At 28.8% G+C, this 23,931-nt stretch carries 26 protein-coding genes; 23 read left to right on the forward strand and 3 right to left on the reverse strand.

The window, feature by feature from the left end:
- Nucleotides 1-14: 14 nt before the first annotated feature.
- From I6U48_RS01690 to I6U48_RS01760, 15 genes are all read left to right on the forward strand, one after another.
- Complete coding sequence (locus tag I6U48_RS01690; RefSeq protein WP_218318661.1) at nt 15-554, forward strand: RNA polymerase sigma factor; 540 nt, start codon at nt 15-17, stop codon at nt 552-554.
- Nucleotides 555-591: 37 nt separating this feature from the next.
- Nucleotides 592-762, forward strand: coding sequence for a YvrJ family protein (locus I6U48_RS01695; RefSeq protein WP_218318662.1), 171 nt, complete (start codon nt 592-594; stop codon nt 760-762).
- A gap of 76 nt (nt 763-838) precedes the next feature.
- Nucleotides 839-1,063 carry a DUF1659 domain-containing protein gene (locus tag I6U48_RS01700; RefSeq protein ID WP_218318663.1) on the forward strand — a complete coding sequence of 75 codons (225 nt, stop codon included), beginning with the start codon at nt 839-841 and terminating at the stop codon, nt 1,061-1,063.
- 46 nt (nt 1,064-1,109) lie between these two features.
- On the forward strand, nt 1,110-1,349 hold the full coding sequence (locus I6U48_RS01705) for a DUF2922 domain-containing protein (RefSeq protein WP_218318664.1): 240 nt from the start codon (nt 1,110-1,112) through the stop codon (nt 1,347-1,349).
- A 52-nt stretch (nt 1,350-1,401) separates the two neighbouring features.
- On the forward strand, nt 1,402-2,082 hold the full coding sequence (locus tag I6U48_RS01710; protein WP_218318665.1) for a peptidoglycan recognition protein family protein: 681 nt from the start codon (nt 1,402-1,404) through the stop codon (nt 2,080-2,082).
- 655 nt (nt 2,083-2,737) lie between these two features.
- Nucleotides 2,738-2,950 (forward strand): hypothetical protein, encoded by a 213-nt coding sequence (locus tag I6U48_RS01715; RefSeq protein WP_218318666.1) that lies wholly within the window; start codon nt 2,738-2,740, stop codon nt 2,948-2,950.
- Between the two features lie 6 nt (nt 2,951-2,956).
- On the forward strand, nt 2,957-3,910 hold the full coding sequence (locus tag I6U48_RS01720) for a hypothetical protein (protein ID WP_218318667.1): 954 nt from the start codon (nt 2,957-2,959) through the stop codon (nt 3,908-3,910).
- Between the two features lie 4 nt (nt 3,911-3,914).
- Nucleotides 3,915-4,430: a hypothetical protein gene (locus I6U48_RS01725; RefSeq protein WP_218318668.1), complete on the forward strand. Its 516-nt coding sequence runs from the start codon at nt 3,915-3,917 to the stop codon at nt 4,428-4,430.
- Nucleotides 4,387-6,411: a coiled-coil domain-containing protein gene (locus tag I6U48_RS01730; RefSeq protein ID WP_218318669.1), complete on the forward strand. Its 2,025-nt coding sequence runs from the start codon at nt 4,387-4,389 to the stop codon at nt 6,409-6,411. The genes I6U48_RS01725 and I6U48_RS01730 overlap by 44 nt, the downstream gene beginning before the upstream one ends.
- An 848-nt stretch (nt 6,412-7,259) precedes the next feature.
- Complete coding sequence (locus tag I6U48_RS01735) at nt 7,260-8,375, forward strand: ParA family protein (protein WP_218318670.1); 1,116 nt, start codon at nt 7,260-7,262, stop codon at nt 8,373-8,375.
- Nucleotides 8,376-9,068, forward strand: coding sequence for a RelA/SpoT domain-containing protein (locus I6U48_RS01740; RefSeq protein ID WP_218318671.1), 693 nt, complete (start codon nt 8,376-8,378; stop codon nt 9,066-9,068).
- 174 nt (nt 9,069-9,242) lie between these two features.
- Nucleotides 9,243-10,529 (forward strand): hypothetical protein, encoded by a 1,287-nt coding sequence (locus tag I6U48_RS01745; protein WP_218318672.1) that lies wholly within the window; start codon nt 9,243-9,245, stop codon nt 10,527-10,529.
- Nucleotides 10,519-11,124, forward strand: a complete 606-nt coding sequence (locus I6U48_RS01750; RefSeq protein ID WP_218318673.1) for a hypothetical protein — start codon at nt 10,519-10,521, stop codon at nt 11,122-11,124. The genes I6U48_RS01745 and I6U48_RS01750 overlap by 11 nt, the downstream gene beginning before the upstream one ends.
- 231 nt (nt 11,125-11,355) lie before the next feature.
- Nucleotides 11,356-12,561 carry a bacteriophage abortive infection AbiH family protein gene (locus I6U48_RS01755; protein ID WP_218318674.1) on the forward strand — a complete coding sequence of 402 codons (1,206 nt, stop codon included), beginning with the start codon at nt 11,356-11,358 and terminating at the stop codon, nt 12,559-12,561.
- Between the two features lie 42 nt (nt 12,562-12,603).
- The gene (locus tag I6U48_RS01760; protein WP_218318675.1) at nt 12,604-12,873 is read left to right on the forward strand and encodes a hypothetical protein; all 270 of its coding nucleotides are present in this window, start codon (nt 12,604-12,606) and stop codon (nt 12,871-12,873) included.
- A gap of 316 nt (nt 12,874-13,189) precedes the next feature.
- Here I6U48_RS01760 and I6U48_RS01765 read toward each other — a convergent pair whose 3' ends face one another.
- Genes I6U48_RS01765 through I6U48_RS01775 form a run of 3 tightly spaced genes read right to left on the reverse strand, consistent with a single transcriptional unit; the run spans nt 13,190 to nt 14,710 of the window.
- Nucleotides 13,190-13,570 carry a hypothetical protein gene (locus tag I6U48_RS01765; protein WP_218318676.1) on the reverse strand — a complete coding sequence of 127 codons (381 nt, stop codon included), beginning with the start codon at nt 13,568-13,570 and terminating at the stop codon, nt 13,190-13,192.
- A 13-nt stretch (nt 13,571-13,583) separates the two neighbouring features.
- On the reverse strand, nt 13,584-14,276 hold the full coding sequence (locus I6U48_RS01770; RefSeq protein ID WP_218318677.1) for a hypothetical protein: 693 nt from the start codon (nt 14,274-14,276) through the stop codon (nt 13,584-13,586).
- Nucleotides 14,276-14,710 (reverse strand): hypothetical protein, encoded by a 435-nt coding sequence (locus I6U48_RS01775; protein ID WP_218318678.1) that lies wholly within the window; start codon nt 14,708-14,710, stop codon nt 14,276-14,278. Before I6U48_RS01775 ends, I6U48_RS01770 begins: the two co-directional genes overlap by 1 nt.
- A 330-nt stretch (nt 14,711-15,040) precedes the next feature.
- On the opposite strand from I6U48_RS01775, the gene I6U48_RS01780 reads away from it, so the two are divergent.
- From I6U48_RS01780 to I6U48_RS01815, 8 genes are all read left to right on the forward strand, one after another.
- Nucleotides 15,041-15,346 (forward strand): hypothetical protein, encoded by a 306-nt coding sequence (locus I6U48_RS01780; RefSeq protein ID WP_218318679.1) that lies wholly within the window; start codon nt 15,041-15,043, stop codon nt 15,344-15,346.
- A 73-nt stretch (nt 15,347-15,419) separates the two neighbouring features.
- Nucleotides 15,420-15,584 (forward strand): hypothetical protein, encoded by a 165-nt coding sequence (locus I6U48_RS01785; protein ID WP_218318680.1) that lies wholly within the window; start codon nt 15,420-15,422, stop codon nt 15,582-15,584.
- A gap of 1,288 nt (nt 15,585-16,872) precedes the next feature.
- Nucleotides 16,873-17,217, forward strand: coding sequence for a type II toxin-antitoxin system RelE/ParE family toxin (locus tag I6U48_RS01790; RefSeq protein ID WP_218318681.1), 345 nt, complete (start codon nt 16,873-16,875; stop codon nt 17,215-17,217).
- Nucleotides 17,218-18,015: 798 nt separating this feature from the next.
- Nucleotides 18,016-18,303: a helix-turn-helix domain-containing protein gene (locus I6U48_RS01795; RefSeq protein ID WP_218318682.1), complete on the forward strand. Its 288-nt coding sequence runs from the start codon at nt 18,016-18,018 to the stop codon at nt 18,301-18,303.
- Between the two features lie 181 nt (nt 18,304-18,484).
- Nucleotides 18,485-20,497 carry a DUF8426 domain-containing protein gene (locus tag I6U48_RS01800; RefSeq protein WP_218318683.1) on the forward strand — a complete coding sequence of 671 codons (2,013 nt, stop codon included), beginning with the start codon at nt 18,485-18,487 and terminating at the stop codon, nt 20,495-20,497.
- 5 nt (nt 20,498-20,502) lie between these two features.
- Nucleotides 20,503-21,570, forward strand: coding sequence for a 5-methylcytosine-specific restriction endonuclease system specificity protein McrC (mcrC, locus tag I6U48_RS01805; RefSeq protein ID WP_218318684.1), 1,068 nt, complete (start codon nt 20,503-20,505; stop codon nt 21,568-21,570).
- Nucleotides 21,571-21,831: 261 nt separating this feature from the next.
- Entirely contained in the window at nt 21,832-22,866 is a 1,035-nt protein-coding gene (locus I6U48_RS01810; protein ID WP_218318685.1) for an AlbA family DNA-binding domain-containing protein, read from the forward strand.
- A 15-nt stretch (nt 22,867-22,881) separates the two neighbouring features.
- A complete protein-coding gene (locus tag I6U48_RS01815; RefSeq protein WP_218318686.1) occupies nt 22,882-23,694 on the forward strand; it encodes a putative DNA binding domain-containing protein in 813 nt (270 codons plus the stop codon).
- The last annotated feature ends 237 nt before the right edge of the window (nt 23,695-23,931 follow it).

Below are 23,931 nucleotides of genomic sequence, written 5' to 3' on the forward strand. Positions count from 1 at the left end.
AAATACAATTAAAGGTGGTGTTTATCATAGAAGAACTTATTAAGAGAGCTAAAGGCGGAGACAGTTCTGCAGTTGATGAAATTATTCAGAAATTCAGCTGTTTTGTTATTAAGCAGGCAGCTAAATACAGAATACCTTCTTATGAATTTGATGATTTAGTTCAACATGGATATCTTTCAATAATAAGAGCAATTCATCTATATAAAATGGGAAACTGCTCTTTTACTACATATTGTAACAGTGCAGTTATAAATAATTTTAAAGCTCTTTTAAAGGGAGAGATAAAGCACTTAAGAGAAATTCAGGATGACAGCATAATTGATTTAAAGGAACATGATTTTACTCTGGAAGATGAAGTTATAGCCTATGATGAAGCACAAAAGGTTAGGAAAGCTTTGGACAAACTCCAGGGGATAGAAAAAGATATAATTGAAGCTGTATATATTAAAGGAAAAACACTAAAAGAAGCAGCAGCTGACTTTAATATAAAGTATAGAATAGCTATAGAAATAAAAAAAGAAGCATTAAATGAACTGAGAAAATATTTGAAATAGCATATATATAATCATAGCGGCAGGGGAGGTTGATATTATGTATGACCAGCTGGTTAATTTAATCAGTTCCGTGGGGTTCCCTATAGCAGTTAGCGTATATCTCCTTACAAGATTTGAAAGCAAGATTGATTTATTAATCAAATCTATTGAAGGTCTTAGAGTAGATATGGCAGCCGTTATAAAAAACCAGGAAAAGAAACAGGATTAGGTCTTGTTTCTTTTTTTCTGCACTAATTTAAAAAAAAGCATATATATAGTTAAAGACAAAGAAAGGAGAGGATATTATGGCAGCAGCAGCAACTAAACTTTCTTCTGACCTAGTTATTGTAATAAAGACTGGGGTAGATAAAAAGGGCAAGGAAGTACTTAAAAAGGCAACATTGGGTAACTTGGATTTAAAGGCAGCTGATCAGGATGTTTTCGATGTAGTAAAAGCAGTAGAAAAGCTACTAAACTATCCAGTAAATGAAATTCAAAAAGCTGATCACAGCGTAATAGTTAACGCTTAGTGTTTAAGCTTTAAACTGATCATTAAATAAGAAGGAGGGATTTTAGATGGCACATAAACTTACTATGAAATTTACAACAGAGCAGGAAGGCAAGTACTTTTCATTAAGTGTAGATAATATAAAAGAAGATGAAAATGGAAAGCCTGCTGTTACTCAAGCAGATATTAATGCTGCTATGGATCTTATAATTACTAAGAAGATATTCGTAAGTAAAAATGGAGCATTAGTTGGCAAAAAAGATGCTAAGGTTGTCAGCACAACATCACAAGAATTTGCAGTTAAATAGATTTTACGGCCCTGCTGTTTTAGCAGGGCTTTAATATTTGGAGGTGTTTAATTTGAATATAATAAATGCTGATTTAAGTTTTAGGGATGGATTAAGCTATGGTAATAATCCTAAGATGGTAATACTTCATCATGCAGATGCAGTAATCTGCAGTATAGAGGATATTCATAGATGGCATTTGCAGAATGGGTGGTCTGGCTGTGGCTATCATTATTTTGTAAGGAAAGACGGAACTGTTTATATTGGAAGGGATGAAAAAGCTATAGGAGCACATTGTTTGAATTATAATGCTGTATCTATAGGAATATGTGTAGATGGAAACTTTAATGTTGAAGCTATGGTAGAATCTCAGTATAGTTCACTGCTGCAGTTAACAAAATCCATATTAAATAAATATGGAATAAGTAAGATATATGGACATTTTGAATTGTACTCAACAGATTGTCCAGGGAGCAATTTTCCTTTAGATAGAATAAAAAAAGAAGCAGTAGAAGGGGAGAATTGTGCAAGTTATCCTGGATATTTAATTAAGATGAATTCTGGTTTAGAAGATGATAATGTGAAGATTATACAAAACAAGCTTATAGAGCAGGGGTATGATGTTGGGAGATGCGGAGCTGATGGATATTTTGGAGAAGATACACTAAAGGCTATAAAAAAGTTTCAGCTAGACATTGGAATCTGTGATGATGGTGTTGTAGGACCTAGTACTTGGAATAACATAATAAAATAGAAATGTTGCTAATTATAATAGTAATTTCAGTTAAACTTATATATTGAGAAAAAATTTTCTTCATTAATGAAAAAATAGAATTATAACACAGGATTGTATCTAAAGAGTTTTGGTTAATGTTTAGAAAAATATTCTATGCTTATAAAAGAGGCATACAAAGTTTTTGTGTGTCTTTTATTTTTTGAATATAAGTTTGATTCTAGTATATACATTTACATGATAAGATTTTGGTGACAATTCTTGCTATACTTATTTGTGAAGTTATTCATAATATAGAATATAATGGTGAATTGTGGTATTATTTATTATATAAAGTTACTATTTAAGGGGAAATATATAATTTATTCTATAAGCTAAGAGGTAAAGTTATAGCAAAACGAAAATGAACAATTATATTAGAGATAAATATAATAAATTTCATTTGGAGATTTAAGAGAAAATAAAATTTATAATTATTCATAATGTTTGTTCAAAGCATATAATAAAAATATAGAATAAGGAAAGTAAATAATTGGTGGCATAGTAACATATTTGTAGTAATATAATTATGAATCCCTTATTAGTTAACAAATAGTATGTCACAGTAATTTTCATTGATTTTGTAAAGTAATTAGCACAATGGTTAATTATTAAATGTTTGAGGAGGAGAATTTAAATGGAAAATTATATTATTGAACTCAAACAAAAGCGAAATCGGCCTTATTATTTTGCTCATAAAAAAGTAGTGATTATTAAAATATATGAATTAGCTCATTTAGTAAAGATAAGATTTGAAAATACTAATGAATGTATGATTGTAGATATAAGTGCGCTAAGTTATGCTCCGGACTTTACCAATGCTATTTCTTTAAGAATAATTGGAGGATAAGAAATTATGGTCTTAGAGTTTATACAGCCATATCTCAATGGTAATGCATGGGAAAGTCTGTGTGATTCATGTTACAGAATTAGATATCAAGAATATGGATATACACAAATACCAGCTGCTGTATGTGGAGATGGTGGAATAGAAGGATTTACCTCAAGCGGAATAGTATATCAATGCTATTGTCCAGAACGCGAGTATTCAGATAATGAATTATATGAACACATGCGTAATAAAATGACTAGAGACATTAATAAGTTGTTGAAACCTGATTATGCAGATACTCTCAAGGGGTTAGGCATTCATAATGTGTGTGAATGGCATTTTGTTATACCAGAATATAAAGATAAAAGAATCATAGAGCATATGGAAAAGAAACGCAAAGAAGTATTAGAATATAAAAAATTGAATTCAGAACAATGTAATTTTATTAGTGATGAATTCAAAATTCTTGTTAAGGTGGCAGAAGACTTTAAGGTTGAACTGGCTAGGCTAATTAGGACAAGCATGGATGCAAAGTTGGACTTAACAGTTCTTCGTAATAAAAAGGGAGATTGGTCTAAATGTGATTCAGAGAAAGTGTCAAATGTTAAAAGAAAAGTTAGGGCTGTGATGAACAACATAGATGAAGAAGATGAAGATTTCAAAGAAGTTGTTGATACTTACATGAAATCATATGTTATTGGTATTGAACTGATGGAGAAACTACGAGTTTCCCAAAATGATATTTATGAGCAAATTTTAAGTATAGAACAGGCATATAAAAAAGAGGTATCTATAAAAACTAAGATGAACACAGATAGTTCATTGAATAGTAAATTATTTAATGAAATTATTAGTGATTTTCAAAAAACGTTAGAACAGGAATTTGATTACTTAACTAAAACTTCAATCATGGAATTAAAAATGGATTTGGTAAGTAGTTGGCTGGCAGACTGTTCTATGCAGTTTAAATGTAGGTGATGTTATGAATGAAGAAAAACTTATGAGAAATGGAATAATATTTGATGCAAAACCAGATGCAGTACCATATAACTATAGAATTAGTTATAAAGTAAGTGTAATTTGTTTAATTATAGCTGCTAGTTGTGGAAGGAAAGGATGCTCATTGATTAAGATGCACATGATATCATATGCATTAAGTAATAGGAATGAGCAAATGAAATTGAAAGAGTTCTGTGAATCGAGTTTTAATGAGTGTATTATAATACGTTTTGATCCGGTGGTAAATCGAGCACTATTATATGCAACTGCAGATGGATTAATAGTGCAACAAGTTAATGGATTGTTTAAGTTGACGAGTAAAGGAAAAAAGCTAGTTGATGAGATTAGAAAAGATAAAACAATACTTTACAATGAAGTTGAATTTTTGAATAGTTTATCTACAAAGTTAACAGAGGATAAGATTGAATCCTTAATGGAAAACTGGAGGAGATTATATGTTGATGATAAAAAGGTTAAAAGTTCGAATAAAAACACCTAAAGGAGAATACGGATTTGATGAAATATTTAAACCTGGCCTAAATTTTGTTGCAAGCGATAATAATACAAGAGGAAAAAGCTCTGTTCTTATAGCTATATATTATTGCTTAGGGTTTGAAGAAATTATTGGTGGAGTAAATGAAAAAGTATTAACTTCAGTATATAAAAGTGTAATTGAAGATGATGCAGATACATGGCCAGTTTTAGAATCAGGTGCTTTTTTGGAGATTTACAATGGATATGAGAGTATTACGATATTTAGAGCTGCTAAAATGAAAAATAGAGATAGCAGATTGGTAACAGTCTATTTTGGTGATTTAGAGCAGATAAAAAACGAGGATATAGGAATGGAAGAATTTTATGTTCATATGAAAAATTCGGCAACAAATACAAAAGGATTTCATTCTTTTTTGGAAAAATTCCTAAATGTAAAACTTCCTATAGTAACAACATCAGATGATAGCGAAAGGAAATTGTATCTTCAACTTATTTTTTCATCAATGTTTATTGAACAGAAGCATGGATGGTCAGATATCTTTTCAGGTATGCCATATTTAGGAATAAAGGATGCTAAAAAGCGAGTTACAGAATTTGTTTTAGGTTTAGATACATTTGAAAATGAGAGAAAAAGAAACCAATTAGTGAGTAAGGAAAGAAATATTAAAGATAAATGGAAAATGCAATGGCAAGAGCTGATTATTTTACAAGGAAAAGAAGAATGCAAGGTCATAGGTATACCAATATTACCAGAGATTTTAGATGAAGATTTTAATGATAAAGTAAATGTATTCGAACTTCATGGAAGTCATGATCCTATTGATATATGGATTGAAAGATTAAAAGGTGAATATGAAAGTTTAAAGACAATACGACCTAAAGTAGTTGATAATTTTGAAGAACTTCAGAATGAGTTGTATGAAACTGAAGAAGTGATTGTAGAAAAGGAATCAGCACTGAATGTATTGCAAGATGAATACAATAACCATATTCGGAGTATAGTTAGTTTAAAACAGAATATTGAAGTTATAAAAAATGATATTTCTAATAATAAAGATGCAGAAAAATTACAGAAGTTAGGTAGTCAATTAGGTTGTCAATCCTCAAATGGAAAATGTCCTGTATGTCATCAGGATATTCAGGATACGCTACTTCCTGGACAGCATCAGTATGAAACCATGAGTATAGAACAAAATATAAGACATCTTAATGCACAGAAGAAAATGTTAGAGTATGCTTTAAAGTCACATGAATCTATAAAAGAAGAAATTGATATACAAATCCAAAAGATAAAAGCCAATATAATAACCTTACAGAGATTAGCTAAATCCATAAGGAATGATTTATATTCTGTAAATGAAGATCTATCAGAAACTGTAATATTTAGGAGAATGAGTATTGCGCGAAAAATTGAAGATTTGCAGAAATTTAGTATTGAATTGAAAACTATATTGAACAAATTTATGGAAATATCAAGAGATTGGAAAAAATACTTGGAAGACAAGGAAAGTATGCCAAAAGAAAAATTTTCATTGAGTGATTTAGCTAAAATTCAGTTACTTCAAGATAAATTTAAGTATAACTTAAAAGAATATAGATATACTAGCACTTCTAATGTAGATAATATAGAAATATCTAAAGAGAATTATTTACCTACGATTGAAGATTTTGATATGAAGTTTGATTCTTCTGCAAGTGATAACATAAGGGCAATTTGGGCATATACAATGGCCTTATTGCAGACTTCATTAGCTAAGCAAGGAAATCATTTTGGTTCTTTAATTTTTGATGAACCAGCTCAACATAGCATTGGAAGTGAAGATATGGAAAAGTTTTTTAAAAGCATTTTGAGTTATGGAGATGCTTGCCAAGTTATAATTGGAATCACTGTAAATACTGATGAAATTAAGGATGCAATCGAAAAACTAGAGAAAGACAAGTATCATCTGATTAAGATTGGTAGTAAAGCATTTTTAGCTCAATAAAAAAGATTATAATTGAAGTTCTTTAATGGGTATTAATGAAGCAATGGACTAGCTTTTCATCTTCCTCTCCTCAGAAGAAAAGCTGGTCCATTGACATTGATTTAAAATGGGATGCTCCGCCCCAAACCTAGGAAGCAAAACTCTGCAGGTCCTATAAGAGCTCCTTTACAGTCGAAGGAAGCTTTGGACAAGCATATAGTGGTAGAAGGTTTTAAAGATGTTTCTAAGACTTAACCGTTTTCAATTTTAACTCTATAATTAAAATTTTATACAACCACAATAAGTTAGTCCAAAGCAAGAATATAATGGGGAGGCACCCCAAGCCCCCTGAAGTATTCTGCTAGGGTCTTTCGCTTGTCTACTTCGCTAAACAAAGGGAGATTTAGCGTAAGTAAAACAAGCCGTTAAGGCTTGCCTGACTTCGCCAAATCTTTTGTTTAGCAAAATAAACAAGCGTTCAGGGGAGTATTATTGGGTCCTGCTGGGGGATTCCTTTGAGGAAACTCAATGTAGTAAGTTTTTTATAATTAGATACTTTTAATTCCGCTTCGCCACAGGGGTGGACATGCTCCTAACTCTTGGCCTTAAGTACAAGCATTAAAATGACTTGTCCTTATAGTCAAGGTTACAAGACAAGTCCACCCTTGCTGGTGTATGAAGAATTTTATTGAAATATAAATTTATTTGTAAATTAAACTACTAATATGGTGTTATATGGTATACTTAAATAAGGAATATTCTGACGTGGGAGAAGTTGATTATGTCTATAATCGAGAGTTAATTTAATATAAATTTTATTGAAAATAAAATGATTTTTATAAATCGTAGAGAAAGGAAGTTTTAATAACATGAAAATAGTATCATTATTTAATAACAAAGGTGGAGTTGGAAAATCAACTCTTGGATATCACTTAGGACACGCTTTGAGCGAAATGGGTAAAAGGGTATTACTTGTAGATTTAGATCCACAATGTAATTTAACTATTTCTGGATTAAGCGAAGAAATGTTACATGGTATTTGGTTAGAAGAAGATCCTTTTATTGATGACTTCGCTGACGCTATTAAAAATGCAGGTGGATTGGGGAAAATTACAAGTAGTCCTAGGTCAATTCATTTTTTACTTAAACCTGCTGAAGATGGATTAAATGAACTTGAAGAATACCCTAAGCCATTTAGATTATCTAAAAACTTAGATTTAATCCCAGGAAGGCTATCTATTCACAAATATGAAAATAAAATTGCTGAGAGGTGGAGTGGTGCATATCAAAGTGATAACCTTAGTATTAGGACCATAACAAATATTAGACGTATTTGTGAAAAATATGATGATATATATAGTTATGATTATATTATAATTGATACTTCACCAAGTTTAGGAATACTTAATAAAGTAATAATTTCTACTGTTGATGGCTTTTTTATTCCTGCACAACCAGATATGTTTAGTTTATATGGAATTAGAAATATCGGAAATTCACTTGAGCAATGGCAAAAAGAATTTAATACAATTTACAGTTTAATTTCCAGTGATAAGAGAAGAAATTTTCCGAACAAATTTGTGCAGTTTATAGGTTACACTATATATAATGCAAAGAAATATACTAAAAAGAAAAATAAATATGACTTAGCAAGTGCACACTATTCTTATGTTAAGAAAATACCAGAAGTAATAGATATGTATATTAACCATGCAAATAGAGCTGATATTTGTAATATAATGGATCCAATTGGTGAAAAAGCAGTTATGCATACTCATAATACATTTCCTTCAGTTGCTCAAGCATTAAAGTGTCCTATGTGGAATATCCCAGAAGTTTATCATAATCTTCAAGCTCAAAATCAAACATATTTAGCTGAAATGGAATTAGAAGTAAACAGTGGTCATTTTCCAGGTTATAGAGCTACCAGAAATCAATACATAGAATTTGCTAAAGATTTTATTAAGAGAGCTGAGGTACTATAAATGAAAAATGATATAAATGAACAGGCAATAATAGATTTTTATACAGACCAATGGAATAGTTATGAGTTAAAGGGATTTTTAGGACAAGTACAATTTTTTTTCAATGAAAACCCTTATTTGAATAAGAAACCTTTTCCAATAATACATTCAGTTAAGTCAAGATTTAAAGATACTGAGCATTTAAGAGATAAGATTAGACGTAAAGCTCAAAAAGGTCAGATAGTAACAAAAGAAAACTTATTTGAAGAGATAAATGACTTAATTGGAATCAGGGTTTTATATCTTTATCAAGACCAATTTAAAGATATTCACGAACAAATAATTAAAAAAGTAAACGAAGTTGGTGATTGGTGCTTTGTTGAAGAACCTAAAGCCTATACTTGGGATCCAGAATCCAAGCAATATTATGAAAAATTAAGTATAAGAACAGAATTGAGAGAAACTTACTATACTAGTGTTCACTATATAGTAAAACCTAATAATGATATTAGCAGTGTTTGTTGCGAAATACAAGTTAGAACTTTGTTTGAGGAAATTTGGGGGGAAATAGACCATACTATAAATTATCCTCATCCGACAGAAAGTATTGCTTGTAGAGAACAGTTACGTGTACTGTCAAAATTAGTTTCAACAGGAACTCGTTTAGCTGATTCAATATTCAGAAGTCACAATGAGGCAAAGACTAGAAATTAATTAATACACTGAAAGTTAACTGTCTATCAGCCTAATAATAGGAAGCTGCTAATAAATTTTACATAGTAAATTATATACACTATGTAAAAATAGCAGATTTGAATAACAACATAGAATATTTAACTAATGATGAAGTAACTAAATAAGTTAGCTAACGAGAGGAGAAGAAAGGCAATGAAATTATTACTTGATTTAATCGGAAATTTAAGCTCTTTTGCTACATTGCATTCATGGATAAAAGAACAGTACAAAAGTAGAACTTCTAAAGTCAATATGCATAAATTAGATAATATTGATTTGAAAATTAGGGAGAAAATATTAAGAGAAATAAAAGGAGAGTATGATATAGAAAAGCTAGATGATTTTGTAGCAAAGCATTCATTGAATTTTAAAAATAGAGGACTATCTATATTGTTTTCAGAAGACGAGAGAAAAGAGACGATAGGGGATTATATTAAGAAAAATTCAGCATGTGATAAAGACAAAACAGCTAATATATTGAATGAATATTTTGATTTACTTAATGAATATTTGTTTAAGAATTTGTCGTTTGAGACTAAATTTTTAAAAAAGTGTATAAATGATGAGGGCGAACATATTATTGAAACCATTGAAGAAATATTGGATGACAAACTAAAATGTGAAAATATATATAAAGATGTACCATATAGCCAAGCAATTATCAGCAGGTGTAATTCAATTAACTCATTACTGCTTAATAATATGAGTATAGATTTATGGAGAAAGTCGGTTGATACAGATTATTTAGCAGCTGATAATTTAGCAAATGTATTCTTACGGGTTGAAAAACTGTTGCAAAGCTTTAACATAGATAAGTTTGATCGACTGTCCGGAAATAGTTCTAATGAACCAATTGAATCACTAATGCAGTTTGTATTAACATCTGCATCTGATTTTTCAGTAGAATTAAATGAATATTATAATAAGGTAATAATTCCGACAGTTAATTGTATTAATGGTTATGAAGATAAAGACAAAGATTTTCATATGTCTATTGGTGCATTAGGATTATATAATGATAATTCTGATGAAAAAATATATAGATGTGTTATGAATAATTTGTTGACATTCTTTACAAAAGTGTGTGATGTACTTAGTGAGCTGTGGAAAGATAAAAATTATGAATATATAGAAAATATCGTTAGCAATGAAATGCATAAATATATTTACCATCGTATAAAATATCATTTTGACGATAAAAGCAAATTAATGTTAAAAATGATTTATGATAGAAATTTAATATTAGATACAGATCTGGCTAATGAATTTGGTTATAATATATCTTATGTAAGAAAAACATTATATAGTGCAACAAAAGCATTTCTAGGATATAAATACAATGATAAGAAATCAACAAAGTTATATATAGATGGAGCCTATAGGGCAACCATCAAAAAATACTATAATGAGTTATTTAATGGGGTGGCATATGAAGAATAGATTTGTAAAGGTATGGGATGACCGTAGATTTGGGTATATGAAATATATAGTATTAGAGGTTGAAAAAAACGACAAATTTTTGCTAGAAGCTGGTTTTGATCCAGGATATAAATTTATTATTCAAGCAGTTTATGATCGGGTAGGTGCTGCTGGAGGGCATGAATTTAATCCTTATTATGGTGAAAGAGTACGTAAAATAAGTCATAAAATAAATAGTACAGAAGCAGATGTATTAGGTTTTTATCTGCAGAATGTAGATAATATATATGACATTCCTAATACATTATATACAGAGAATATTTGGAATGTAGTTCGTACGGATGGGTATTGCGAAGAAGATGATGACTATGATGCAGAAAATTGTTATAAAGTATTGTTAGCAAGTTTACTTGATACTAATAAAGCTAGCGATTGTCTTTTTATTGACAAAGAAACTTTAGAAGTTGTTTCAGGCACATTGTATGATCATGAACGATCAATCACTAAATATTTATGGAGTTCGTGTGAGGAACTTCCTGATGAGTTATTGGAAGAAGTAAAGGAGAAAAACAGTAATCATTACTTTGGTAAGGTTTACAATTTGATGGATGAGTAATTGAACGTCAGTATATATCGAAAATAGAGTTAATAAATTATAGTTGAAGACTTCTTAATTATCTATAAAATTGGACATGTTGAATTTATACCAATTTGACTAATAACTGAAAACTAAGATGCTCGATAAAAAAGTAGAAGTCGTTTAGCTGAAAAACTCTCGTGTATCATTAATGACAAAAGGTATGAGATTGAAGTAGTAGTAATTTACATTAAGGGAGATATAAGAATTATGAATATTTTGGTTGTTGGAAATGGTTTTGATTTGGCACATGGGTTGCCAACAAAGTATAGCGATTTTTTAGAATTTGCGAAAAAAATTGAAATTACAAGTTCATGGCAAGGTAACAAGGAAGCTTATATAAACAAACATATTAAAATGTGGGAGACTAATAATGAAGTGCGTGAATATGTAATTAAAGCATTTGAAACAAGAAAAGTGGTTCTTAATAATAATACAATGAATTCTCAACCATATATACAAGAATTATATGATAATATTAAGGATAACGTTTGGCTTAAGTATTTTTATAATGAATATACAAAGGTGAAATCTATAGGAATACACTGGATAGATTTTGAAAGTGAAATTAAAAGAATTATAAAAAGTTTTGATAATCAGTGCAATACAAAGTATGACATGATAGGAAAGAAACGGTTTGAAAATGATGAACTAAAGAATTTTTACTCTGTTAATTATTCTATATTAAACGAGTATCTAGATAAAAAACGATATAATGATTTAATAAATAAATTAGAGAATGATTTAAATTGTCTAATTCGATGTTTGGAGATCTATCTTGAAGATTGTGTTGGGCAAATTAATACAGTTTGTTTATCACCAGACATTAAAAGTATATCAATAGATAACGTATTAAGCTTTAATTATACTAATACATACGAGAAAATTTATGATATTTCCAATAATACTAATTATCATTTTATTCATGGTAAAACAAACATTTCTACAAAGGGAAACAATATGGTGCTTGGTATTAATGAGTACTTACCTAATGAATTAAGAAATGTTGATACAGATTATATTGTTTTTAAAAAATATTATCAACGAATAATAAAAGGAACTGGAAACGAATACAGAGTGTGGTTAAAATTTATAAAAGATGAATATGAGGAACACCTTGAAAATTGTAAAAAAACATCAAATTTTTGCAACTTATCAATTCCATCTAAACCATATGATATCCATAATGTTTATATTTTTGGTCACTCATTAGATATGACGGATAAGGATATCTTAAAAGATTTAATATTGAGTCCTAATGTTGTAACAACTATTTTTTATAAAGATAAAAATCAACAAAGCCAGCAAATTGCTAATTTAGTGAAAGTAATTACCGAATTTGAATTGATTGAGAGGACAAGCAGTGCTGATCAGTCAATTATTTTTAAACAACAAAATGATATGATAAAAGAGTAATATAAAATTTGTTATGTTTTTATATTTGTGGAAGAGAATAAAATGGATGAGTTAGAAGAGTATTCTGATAATAATGTATTTAGGGACATGTTTGTAGAAGATGATGAAAACTATACTGAGGAAGATTGTGATCAAGATTTTGAAGAGTTAACAATCGAATTATGTGAAGAAGATTATAAAGATGATTACGATGCTCAACCTAAATTTAAAATCTCAGACGATGTTCAAAAATACATGAATGAAACAGATTTAACATTTGATGAAGCTGTTAATGTGTTATGTATAAATTATGATGAAGAATATGATTATTAATTGTAATATAAATTAATTTGATATACTTAGAGAATTTGATTGCTGCCCAATGATGATATAATACATCGGATTATATCAAATTGAATTTCGCGATATTTTTATATAGCGATACCAAGAGTTTATGAAATAATTATAATAAAGAAAAAATAGGAAGCAATAACTATAATAGTTTCCTATTTTTCTTAAATTTGTATTCTTTAATTCTCTAGAGACTCAAAAGTTACTTAAATACACAATGAGCGGATACTACCAATTTGAAATATCTGTAATATAGTACTTCTCCAAAAAAAATTCTATATTTTGCACTATAATTTTATTAAGACATTTCATCCTCAAATGGTGGTAATTCTAATGGTTGAACATTCATTATAGTAGTAATATCTTTAATCATCTTTCTAGAGCGTCCTAATAAATCAGGTAAACAAAGTTTCGAAAAAGTCTCGTCAAAATCCTCTCTTTTTTCTATAATGAAATGAATCATATTTGCAATTTCGATTTTAAATTTAAAATTATCATCTTCATCTTTAATGTTAAATTTAAAATTTATTAAAAATTTATCGCTTTCAGTTTGAGAGTTCATAATTGTTGTATCAACTTCTACAGAAAATTTAATATTTACATCCTTTTTTCCTAAGATATTTTCATGAAATCTTAAATCTGTTATTCTATTACTAATAAATTTATATTTCGCTTCCATTATTATTTCTCCTTTAATTATTATAGATAAAACATGAGGATTTTGAAATCCCACTAGGAATAAAATTCTGATCATAAATTGATTGGTTATTTATATAGATACTTTGACTTATTGAATTTTTAAATTTCGAAACAAAATATTTACGAGAATTTTTATTGAGATTTCCATTAAAATATACCCATGAATTTCCAATGTAAACTGCTTTTCTATATTGATCATTAATTTTAATTTTAGACATAGAGTGAAATTGCATCTTTTTAGAACTCGTGGTGATTATTTTAAACTTTCTATCTTCATTCAATTCTAAATCTCCAATATACTCTTCAAACTCACCATCTTCTGCTTCAATATATTCATCTTTAACTGGTAAATCTAATTCATCCATTTCACTAAATTGACATTCCAAAACAGTTTCTTTTTGTTCTACATAAGACCATGTAACAACATAATTTTTATCATAAGGACTTCTTAAGGAATCATATAATGTTATCTTATCAGAAAGCATGTCTATAACAACTTGTGAATTAGTTTTAGATATTATCCATCGTTGCTCATTTCTTATATCACAACATAAACATAAATATAAATTATTATAAGTATCTCTACAAGTAAATAATACTGGATACTCTGATTCAAAAATTATATATTCAATATCCAAACTACCTACACCTTTAATATTTTCAAAATATGGTTTTGGTAATCCCATTATAATTCCACCTCCTTAAAATAATCTTGGGGATTTGAATTTTCATATATCCACCAGTCTACATGGCTATCCTTTTTATTTGGCTCTCGTTCCTTTGTTCTTTGGCAGGGGCCACAACTACTTTCTGTAATGCCATATGCAACTTTGACTTCAGGATGATGTCTACTAAATGTTTTTTTTCTTCTTTTTATATCCTTTTCTTTTTCATAACATGAAGTTGAATAATCGCCAGGATCATCTGAATTACTGTTAAAACTTTTATTAGATGTTAATCCTTTAATTTGAACTTCATAAGTTCCATAAAAGGCTTCTCTATCTATTTTCCCCCAAATACATAATCTATAAACATTAATATTTTCAAGCTTGGCTCCTTCAGGTAATTTTAGATTTGAAAAAAAATTTGGAAAAACTTTTTCTGCTCTTTCATTATTCATATTATTATCCTACTTACTCTATAATATAATTTATTTTAATATATGTTATAGAGTAATTTTACCATTATATTAATTATCTAACAATACTACTTTTTCATTTAATCAAATTGGATTAAAACTTGATATTTTAATCCTTTCATTAGATTTTGTTAAGCTAACTAAAGGCGGTATTTAAGTAAATGATAAAAATAACAACTTTTTATATATTTTAAAGCTTGATAACCTAAATTTTTCATACAAATAATCATACGAAATTTATTACATTTTTATGTATAAAATTTATTACAATGGAAATAATATAAATATAAACATAGAGGAGGAATTGATAAAATGACTAATGCAGAAAGAATTCTAAGCAACTATGATTTAAGGGTGGTAAAAAGATATGGCTTTCTTGCTATAAGCAAGAAATGGAAAAATAATTATAAGTGTGTGGCACCAAATAAGAAGCAGAGATTATACTTTATGTTTGGAAATGAATTTAGAAAAGATACTATACAGGAGCTTATAAGAGAAAGAAAAGTAATAAAAGTAACAGCTTATGGACTATATAAAATGTTATTAAGAGAAGAAACTTTTTATAGTGTATTAGAAAGATATAAGAGATATAGTGAATTAAAGAAATTACAGCAATAGTCCAATTGCTGTAATTTAAAATGTATAGAATTTTGTAACTGTGTCAAGAATAAGGAAAAAGGAGGTAATACTTATGAAACGATATGATAAGCCAAAGAAGGCAAAAAAGGAAATGAAGCAGATACATTTTGATATGGAACTTGAAACATATTTAAAGGTAGAAAAGGCTGTATATGATAAAGGATATAGTCTGGCAGAGTATTTTAGGAAAAAAGCGCTGGAAGTTCTTGAGCAGTAATAGAATGATATATTCTATTACTGCTCAAGAATTTTTTTGTTCAAAATAAAGCTGCAAGAACAAAAAAGTCCAAGCACCTTCCTGGAGCCGTTCATAAACTATGGCAGTAGCTGGAACAGCAGACTGGTTTTGTGCTGTATAATTGAAAGAGATGAGGGGAAGTTCAGTATTTTAAATACTTCCTATCACCGCATCATAAGAGAGAAACACAGCACAAAATTTTAAATGTCAAAGTGTTCATTCTTCATAGGCATGCTCCTTTGACATTTAAAAAAGGATGCGGCCTATGATGTGAAAAACTTTGGGTTAAGGGAAATATAGTAATCCTCAGCAGCTTTGTTCATGCCCTGATAAGGGCTTGAACAAAGTGGACTCCCCTGGGGTTGTCCACCCTGAAGGGCTGCGGTGGGCGTTTGTTAAAAGTTTCAATCAGTATAAAGCTTGAGCGTGATAGAAGGACCAAAGAGGAATACCCTAATAATTCAATTGCAAATAGGTAGTTGTCTAGATTTATTACAGAAGCACTTTATCCGCAGGAAGCTTGCTGCTTTTTTATAGTTTATAGCATTATTATGACAAGCTGACGAGGAATAAAAAGTGCTGGATTTAGATAACGAAGGAAACTTATCATATATACATAAAAATATATATATGATAAGTAAGTATAGTATATATAAGTAGTATGAATATTATAATGTATATGGATATCAAGAAAGTATATATATTGGAATTAAAAACAAATATAATAAAGCAGAAAAGAATGTATTTAGAAGTATATGCTAAATTATTGAAGTTAAAATAAATTCATGAGCTTTTAGCATTAGAGAATATAAGTAATAATAAAATAATTGATAATATGAAATGAACAAAGAGCAGGATGGAGGGTTTGGGAAGCTTCCCACTATTTTTTACTTTGGACTAGCTATTTTTTTGAACGTAAGGAGTGAAGCTTTTGACCCTAGAGGAATACCCAAGGCTTGCAGAGCTGCAGCGAGTGAAGAGAAAAATAATAGCTTGTACAAAGTTTCCTTGCGACAAGGGAGCCTATTATAAGACCTGCAGAGATTTTCTACCTGGGTTTGGGGCGGAGCATCCCATTGTAATTAAAGGCTATGGACTAGCTTTTATTCTGAGGAGACGAAGAGTTAAAGCCTGTCCATAGCTTCTTTTGGCATAAAAATAAAAACTGGAAAATGTTTGTTTTTATATTGACAATACATCAAATATGGTGTATTGTTTTGTTATAACATCAAAAATGGTGTATTCATAATAAATAAGGAGAGATTAGATGGCGACAGAAACCTATAAAACAAAAGGAGGAAAAGATGTTATAACCGAGTATATTGATCAACTTGAAGGAATGGAGAAGGCTAGAGCAAAGATAATCCTTGAGTCTCTAGAAAAAGATGGATTAGAAGCTCTAGAGTACATGAATACAAGGCAACTAAGTGGAAAGTTATACGAGATAAAGTTTGACAACAGTAGATTTATGTACGTAGTTATAGATTGTAATTTAATCCATATACTTCATGCCTGTAAAAAGCAAAAAGGAAAGACATCACAATCGGATCTTAATACAGCAAAAAAAAGGGCAGTAAAATTAGGAAAAAAACTCGGTAAAACATTTGTATAAAGGATTTGTATAAGGAGAAAATAATCCTTATACAAACCCAATCCCCCTAAAAAAGGATTATATAGGTTAAGAAACCGCTATTGTTTTAACTCTCATTTAAAAGTTTAAAATTCTATTTAATGAAATTTAAGGATGTGGAGGTGTTGATAGACGATGTGAAAAAATGAATATAATTGTTTAATTAAAATCTGAACGGAAAATTGATACTAAAGGAATAAGATATTGAAACTAATTTTTATTGAACAACTGATGTATTATATCTATTTTGAATCTAAATAAAAGGAAGTGTTGTTAATGAACTTAAATTATTGAGATTGATTTTTTATTAAATTATTGAGTATGTTTATTCTTGATTTAAAGTATGTAAAAATATTAATAAATTAATTTGAAGTTAGAACAAATTAATTATTAAAATTAAATTGTAGATTAGTGTTAAATTATTGAGATTGATTTTTTATTAAATTATTGATGTATACCTATTTTTGATCCAAATATGTAAAAATATTAATAAACTAATTCGAAATTAGAATAAATCAATTATTAAAATTGAATTGTAGATCGGTATTAAAGTATCAAAAATGATTTTTAGTTAAATGATTTATGTATATCTGTTTTTTAAAATTCAAGTATGTAAGAATACTAATAAATTAATAAAATGAGTATTAATTTATTTATTAAAAGAAGGATATTAAGTTAATATTTAGTGTTGTAGTTTACCATTTAAGGTGATGAGATTGATTTTTTATACAATGGTTAGTATACAGGCATTCTAAAAACAATCAAGGGAGGTGTTAATGAATGAGTTTAAAAAGGGTTAGCCATAGTGAAGAAGACATGCAAATCAAAGAAGATGAACGGAATGCATTCTTCATGGATGTAGCAAGATTAGAGAGAGAGATAGCAAAAAATTTAGCAAGTATAAGAAAGCAAGAGGGTTTAACACAAAGTAATATCGCAGATAAAACAGGGTTAACTCAGCAAATGGTTTCCAGACTAGAAAAACTAGGTAACTCACCAACATTAGAGAGTTTTTTAAAATATGTTGTTGCACTTGATTTAAAAATAAAGTTCGAGAAAATTAATTAAACAGGGTAAAGAAGATGCTGTCTCAAAGTTAAATTTGAGATAGCTCTTCTTTTGTATTGAAATAAAAAATCAAATCTAATAACTTAAAATGATAAAACTCCTAAATCTGATATTAGAAAAAAATATAGAAAATTAATGGTTTTGATGAACTATTATAATAAAATTTATATGGGGTGTTGATATGTTTTTCTTTTTCTTTAATAAGCATGAAGATAAATTGCGTGAAGTAGCAGAAAGTGAAAAAATAAAAACAATATTAGAAAGTGAAGAATATTATTTCCAAAAGGCAATTGATAAATATGATGAATACAAAAAAATTACTGTTAGTGAAAATGTATTAAGGTCACTCATTGAACAATCTGAAAGAAAACCTTTTTCATATGAAAAATGGTTAAGTAGTTACAGTAAAGATACTGAAGAGTATAGAATGTTAAGAATAATTGGGGAGTTAGTGAGTTATATAGATCAAAAAGCATCAATGAAAAATAAACTAAATCAATATGATGATAAGCGAACTATGGCATTAGCCTATGTAAGGCAAAATGTTTGGCTAAAAAACCTTATAAAATTTAAGATGAATGGCAAATTGGAAGAACTTACAGAGATAATTCAAAATGCAATTAGGTATATTGAGCATCCAGATAAAGTAATATCAGTTTTTAAGGAAGAGAGGAAGCTGCAAATATCTAAAAGTATTTTTGATGGGCAGGATGGAGAACTATTTCAATGTATGAAGGAAATAGGAATAGAATCAAAAAATCCTATGAATGATGGGTATGTATATTCACTTATCTTACATTCAGAGAAAATAAGAGAGTTGTGGGATAAAGAAAATAATGAGTTAGAAAACATTGTTAAGGAAAAAAGAACTTGGTCATATTCTCCAGGAGAAGACGGATATAAGTGGAGTGAGTTTAAAGAAATTGGAATTATGGCAATAGGCTGGGATAAAGTTGGAGATTTAACGGCGTATGATACAAAAGAGGAAATTAAAGAACAACTTAAAGAATTATATGGAACAGAAAGCAATTATATGAATGATGGACTTGCATTGTGGCAATTTTGCAATGAAATTCAAGTTGGAGATAGAATATTTGCAAAAGTAGGAAGTAAAACATTACTTGGTATTGGGGAAGTTGTTTCAGATTATGAGTATGATGAAAATAGAGAAGAATTTAAACATTTGCGCAAAGTTAACTGGATTAAGACAGGCCATTGGGAATTAGATGAAAAGTTTGCTATTAAAACACTTACAGATATTACTTCTTTTGATGAATTCTGCAGAAGTGTTGAAAGAATAGTTGATCTTGATGGTAAGAGAGCAGTGGGAGAAAGTAAAACTTTTTTTGAAACCTATAACAAGGAAAATTTCTTAAAGGATGTGTTTATAAGTGAAGAAGAATACGACACTTTAGCTATTCTTCTTAAAAGAAAGAAGAATATAATTCTGCAGGGAGCACCTGGAGTTGGAAAAACATATGCTGCAAAGCGTCTAGCTTATTCAATAATAGGTAAAAAAGACGATGAGTGTGTTAAATTAATACAATTCCATCAAAGTTATTCTTATGAAGATTTTATTATGGGATATCGTCCAGATGATAAAGGTTTCTCTATTGAATACGGTACATTTTATAATTTTTGCCATAAAGCGCAGAACTCTGATAAGAAGTTTTTCCTTATTATTGATGAGATAAACAGAGGGAATTTAAGTAAGATATTTGGGGAACTCCTTATGCTAATTGAAGCTGACAAACGTGGTGAAAAGATAGTGCTTACATATAAGGACGAGGAATTTTATGTTCCAGAAAATCTATACATTATTGGCACTATGAACACAGCTGATAGGAGCTTAGCAATCATTGATTATGCACTTCGCAGACGGTTTTGCTTTTTTGAACTTGCACCAGCCTTTGAGACAGAGGTTTTTAAAAAATATCTACTTGGTAATAATGTAGATAAAGATTTGGTAGATAAAATAGTTAAAAGATTTTCTTATTTAAATAGTGAGATTAAAATCGATCCAAACCTTGGAAGCGGCTTTAGAATAGGTCACAGCTATTTTTGTGATTGTAGTAGTGCAGATGTATTTTGGTACCAGACTATAGTTAAGTATGAAATAGCTCCCCTGTTAGAAGAATATTGGTTTGATGATATAGAAAATGCAAAAAAGCATATTGAAGAATTATTAGGGTGATAGATATGAGTGAAGATCAGAAGATACCAATAAAAAACATATATTATATGATATGTTATGCATGGAATACACTAAAGATAGAAGATAAAACACTGGTTGGTATAGAAAAATTTGATAGCATTTATAACCTATTAGCTAAAGTAATAATAAATGGTGTTAACAACATTATTAAACGTGGCTTTCATAGAGAATACACTGATCATAAAGAAGAGTTGACAATGGTTAGAGGTAAAATAGATATTATGAATTCAATAAGGCAGCAATCGCTGACAAGAAAAAGATTAGTTTGTGACTATGATGAATTTAAATCTAATGTATGCTTCAATCAAATTTTAAAAACTACTATAGGAATGATAATAAGATCTCATGACCTTGATGATGGATTAAGAAAAGAACTTATTGATATTAAGTATTATTTTTCTCAGATCGATGAAATTAAAATAAATGTACGTGTTTTTTCATTATTAAAATACAGTCGCAATAATATACATTATAAAATGTTAATGAATGTTTGTGAGCTTATATACTCTGGACTTATTACTAATGAAAGTGGAAATAAATTTAAATTCCATGATTTTATCCGTGATAAGCAGATGGAGAAATTATATGAAAAATTCGTTTTGAATTTTTATAAAAAGCATCTAAGAGCAGAAGTATATAAAGTTCATTCGCCTAAAATTAAATGGGATTTAGACAAAAATTTTAATAACATAGGTATGGAATATCTTCCTGAAATGAGAACAGATGTGGTGATTGAAAATGAGTTGGAGCATATTCAAACAATTATAGATACAAAATACTATGCATCTGCGTTGAAAAGCAGAAATTTTAGTGAATCTAAGAAATTGATTTCAGATAATTTGTACCAAATATTAGCATATCTAAATAACAGTAATTATTTAGGAACAGTATCAGGAATATTGTTATATCCAACTACAGAACAGGAGTTAAACATAAAATATAAAATAAATGATAAAATAATTAAAGTAAAAACCTTGAATCTTTCTGCTGACTGGGAGGAAATCTACAAAAGATTAATAAATATTATTAATGCTGATGAAAATGTATGTTAGTGTGTTTATCTAGAAAGAAATTTTAGAAGAAAAGACTTTCTTTATTTAAAAAAGGATAAAATATAGATATTAATAGATTTAAAATTTAATTTAGTTTTATATAATTAAAATGTAAAAGAAGGTAAAGTCCATATAACAAATGTATAAAACTGGACAAGAAAATATTAGGCTTCTATATATGTGCTGAGAAAAAATATTACTTAATCCTTATAAATCGAATTAAATTATAAGGATTAAACAAGAAAAAAGCGGGTGAATAATTTGAATGAGAAAGAATTATTAGAACTTATAGAAAATGATGAGAGTGCTGAACTTGAATGTAAAAAATCAGAAAAAGAACTCCCTAATGACTTATGGAAAACTTATTCTGCATTTGCTAATACAAGTGGCGGCATAATTTTGCTCGGTATTGAGCAGAAAGGTTATAACTTTTTTGTAAAAGGGGTTAACGAAGTTTCAAAAATATTAAGAGATTTTTGGAGTGTAATAAATAATATAAACAAAGTAAGTTCAAATATATTAAGAGACGATGATGTTGAAGTAATAAATATTAGCGGAAAAGATGTAATAAAAATCTATATCCCAAGAGCACACCGAAGGCAGAAACCTATATATCTAGGACAGAATCCAATTGTAGGTACGTATAGGCGTAATTTTGATGGAGATTATAGATGCAATGATTCAGAAGTCAAAAGAATGCTGGCAGATCAATCAGATTTTTCACAGGATGAGAAAATATTAAAAAACTATACATTAGAAGATTTAAATAAAGAGTCTCTAGAAAAGTATAGAAACAGATTTAGTGTTCTAAAACCATCACATCCTTGGACTACTTTAGACAATAAGGAATTTCTTAATAGGATTGGAGCATGGGGAAAGGACAGAGACAATAATATTGAGGGATTAACAATTGCAGGTTTATTGATGTTCGGAAATGAATGGGATATAACTAAGGAAGTCCCTGAATATTTTCTTGATTATAGAGAAAAAAATGATAACGCATCTCAAATTAGGTGGGAAGATAGAGTAACTTCACAAGATGGGACTTGGAGTGGAAATATATTTGATTTTTATTTTAAAGTTATAAATAAGATAACCTCAGATATTAATATTCCATTTAAACTTAAAGGTATTGTAAGAGAGGATGATACATCAGTGCATAAGGCACTTCGTGAGGCGCTTGCTAATGCTCTAATACATGCTGATTATTTTGGACAACGAGGAATAGTGGTTGAGAAACATAAAGATTATTTCAAGTTTTTAAATCCTGGAGAATTGAGAGTTTCTCTTAAGTAAGCAATTAGAGGCGGTGTGAGTGACCCAAGAAATAAAAATATATTTAAGATGTTTTCATTAATTGGAATTGGTGAGAGAGCAGGGTCTGGAATAGAGAATATCTACAAAGTGTGGGATGAGCAAAGCTGGAGAAAACCAGAAATAATAGAAACCTTTCAACCAGATAGAATTACAATGGTTCTTAGAACAATATCTCTTTTACCAGAAAAGAGTCTTATATTTTTAAAAAGTATAATTGGAAATGAATTTAATAATTTATTAAAGGATGAAGTAGTGGCACTTGTAGCAGCACATCAAGAAGAGCAAATAACTAATGCAAGATTACAAATATTAATAAACAAAAATTCTATTGAAGCTAACAAAATATTAAGTATGCTTATAGATAAAAATTTATTAGAAGCAGAAGGACAGGGAAGAGGTACAAGATATTTATTATCAGATAAATTTAATTTAACTCCATACATAGATGATAACTCCATAAATAATATACAGAACTCCATAAATAGTAATGCTAACTCCATAATTAATAATGAAGACTCCATAAATAATGATGAAAGTTTATATGATAAATTAAGTGATATTGCAAAGTTAGCAATAAATAAAAAAAGACTGGATGTTAACACTATGGATAATATTATAGTAGAGATGTGTAGAGTAAAACCAATGGAATTAAAAGAATTGTCGAAGCTATTAAATAGAAACGATGTAGGATTAAGAAACAATTATTTAAATAGATTGGTAAAAGAAAATAGATTAAAACTATTGTATCCAGGACAAATAAATCACCCCAAGCAGGCATATTTGACAAATATAGATGCAGAAAGTTAAAATTAAAAAATTCATCAAATGTAATTACGTAATCAACGAAGTTATGAAAATATAAATGGTGGAAGGATTAAAACCTTCCACCATTCTTCCACCAAGCCGTGAAATTATACTATATTCTATTTAAATATATAAAAACACGGCGGGTTTTTTTAATCTCTACAATTTTAATAATTTCATTAATTTAAGCCTTATAGAATAATCTATTTTAATATAGAAAGTTATATTAAAATAATATTG

Origin of the sequence: Clostridium thailandense, assembly GCF_019207025.1 — a bacterium.
GTDB lineage: Bacteria > Bacillota > Clostridia > Clostridiales > Clostridiaceae > Clostridium_AM > Clostridium_AM thailandense.

Excerpts from the sequence above, each read along its gene's own strand:
- I6U48_RS01785 (WP_218318680.1), top strand. The coding sequence starts at position 15,420 with ATGAAACGATATGATAAGCCAAAGAAGGCAAAAAAGGAAATGAAGCAG.
- I6U48_RS01795 (WP_218318682.1), top strand. The coding sequence starts at position 18,016 with ATGAGTTTAAAAAGGGTTAGCCATAGTGAAGAAGACATGCAAATCAAA.
- I6U48_RS01745 (WP_218318672.1), top strand. The coding sequence starts at position 9,243 with ATGAAATTATTACTTGATTTAATCGGAAATTTAAGCTCTTTTGCTACA.
- I6U48_RS01755 (WP_218318674.1), top strand. The coding sequence starts at position 11,356 with ATGAATATTTTGGTTGTTGGAAATGGTTTTGATTTGGCACATGGGTTG.
- I6U48_RS01735 (WP_218318670.1), top strand. The coding sequence starts at position 7,260 with ATGAAAATAGTATCATTATTTAATAACAAAGGTGGAGTTGGAAAATCA.
- I6U48_RS01740 (WP_218318671.1), top strand. The coding sequence starts at position 8,376 with ATGAAAAATGATATAAATGAACAGGCAATAATAGATTTTTATACAGAC.
- I6U48_RS01700 (WP_218318663.1), top strand. The coding sequence starts at position 839 with ATGGCAGCAGCAGCAACTAAACTTTCTTCTGACCTAGTTATTGTAATA.
- I6U48_RS01705 (WP_218318664.1), top strand. The coding sequence starts at position 1,110 with ATGGCACATAAACTTACTATGAAATTTACAACAGAGCAGGAAGGCAAG.
- I6U48_RS01780 (WP_218318679.1), top strand. The coding sequence starts at position 15,041 with ATGACTAATGCAGAAAGAATTCTAAGCAACTATGATTTAAGGGTGGTA.
- I6U48_RS01765 (WP_218318676.1), bottom strand. The coding sequence starts at position 13,570 with ATGGAAGCGAAATATAAATTTATTAGTAATAGAATAACAGATTTAAGA.
- I6U48_RS01790 (WP_218318681.1), top strand. The coding sequence starts at position 16,873 with ATGGCGACAGAAACCTATAAAACAAAAGGAGGAAAAGATGTTATAACC.
- I6U48_RS01750 (WP_218318673.1), top strand. The coding sequence starts at position 10,519 with ATGAAGAATAGATTTGTAAAGGTATGGGATGACCGTAGATTTGGGTAT.
- I6U48_RS01760 (WP_218318675.1), top strand. The coding sequence starts at position 12,604 with ATGGATGAGTTAGAAGAGTATTCTGATAATAATGTATTTAGGGACATG.
- I6U48_RS01770 (WP_218318677.1), bottom strand. The coding sequence starts at position 14,276 with ATGGGATTACCAAAACCATATTTTGAAAATATTAAAGGTGTAGGTAGT.
- I6U48_RS01775 (WP_218318678.1), bottom strand. The coding sequence starts at position 14,710 with ATGAATAATGAAAGAGCAGAAAAAGTTTTTCCAAATTTTTTTTCAAAT.
- I6U48_RS01725 (WP_218318668.1), top strand. The coding sequence starts at position 3,915 with ATGAATGAAGAAAAACTTATGAGAAATGGAATAATATTTGATGCAAAA.
- I6U48_RS01715 (WP_218318666.1), top strand. The coding sequence starts at position 2,738 with ATGGAAAATTATATTATTGAACTCAAACAAAAGCGAAATCGGCCTTAT.
- mcrC (WP_218318684.1), top strand. The coding sequence starts at position 20,503 with ATGAGTGAAGATCAGAAGATACCAATAAAAAACATATATTATATGATA.
- I6U48_RS01800 (WP_218318683.1), top strand. The coding sequence starts at position 18,485 with ATGTTTTTCTTTTTCTTTAATAAGCATGAAGATAAATTGCGTGAAGTA.
- I6U48_RS01720 (WP_218318667.1), top strand. The coding sequence starts at position 2,957 with ATGGTCTTAGAGTTTATACAGCCATATCTCAATGGTAATGCATGGGAA.
- I6U48_RS01730 (WP_218318669.1), top strand. The coding sequence starts at position 4,387 with ATGTTGATGATAAAAAGGTTAAAAGTTCGAATAAAAACACCTAAAGGA.
- I6U48_RS01695 (WP_218318662.1), top strand. The coding sequence starts at position 592 with ATGTATGACCAGCTGGTTAATTTAATCAGTTCCGTGGGGTTCCCTATA.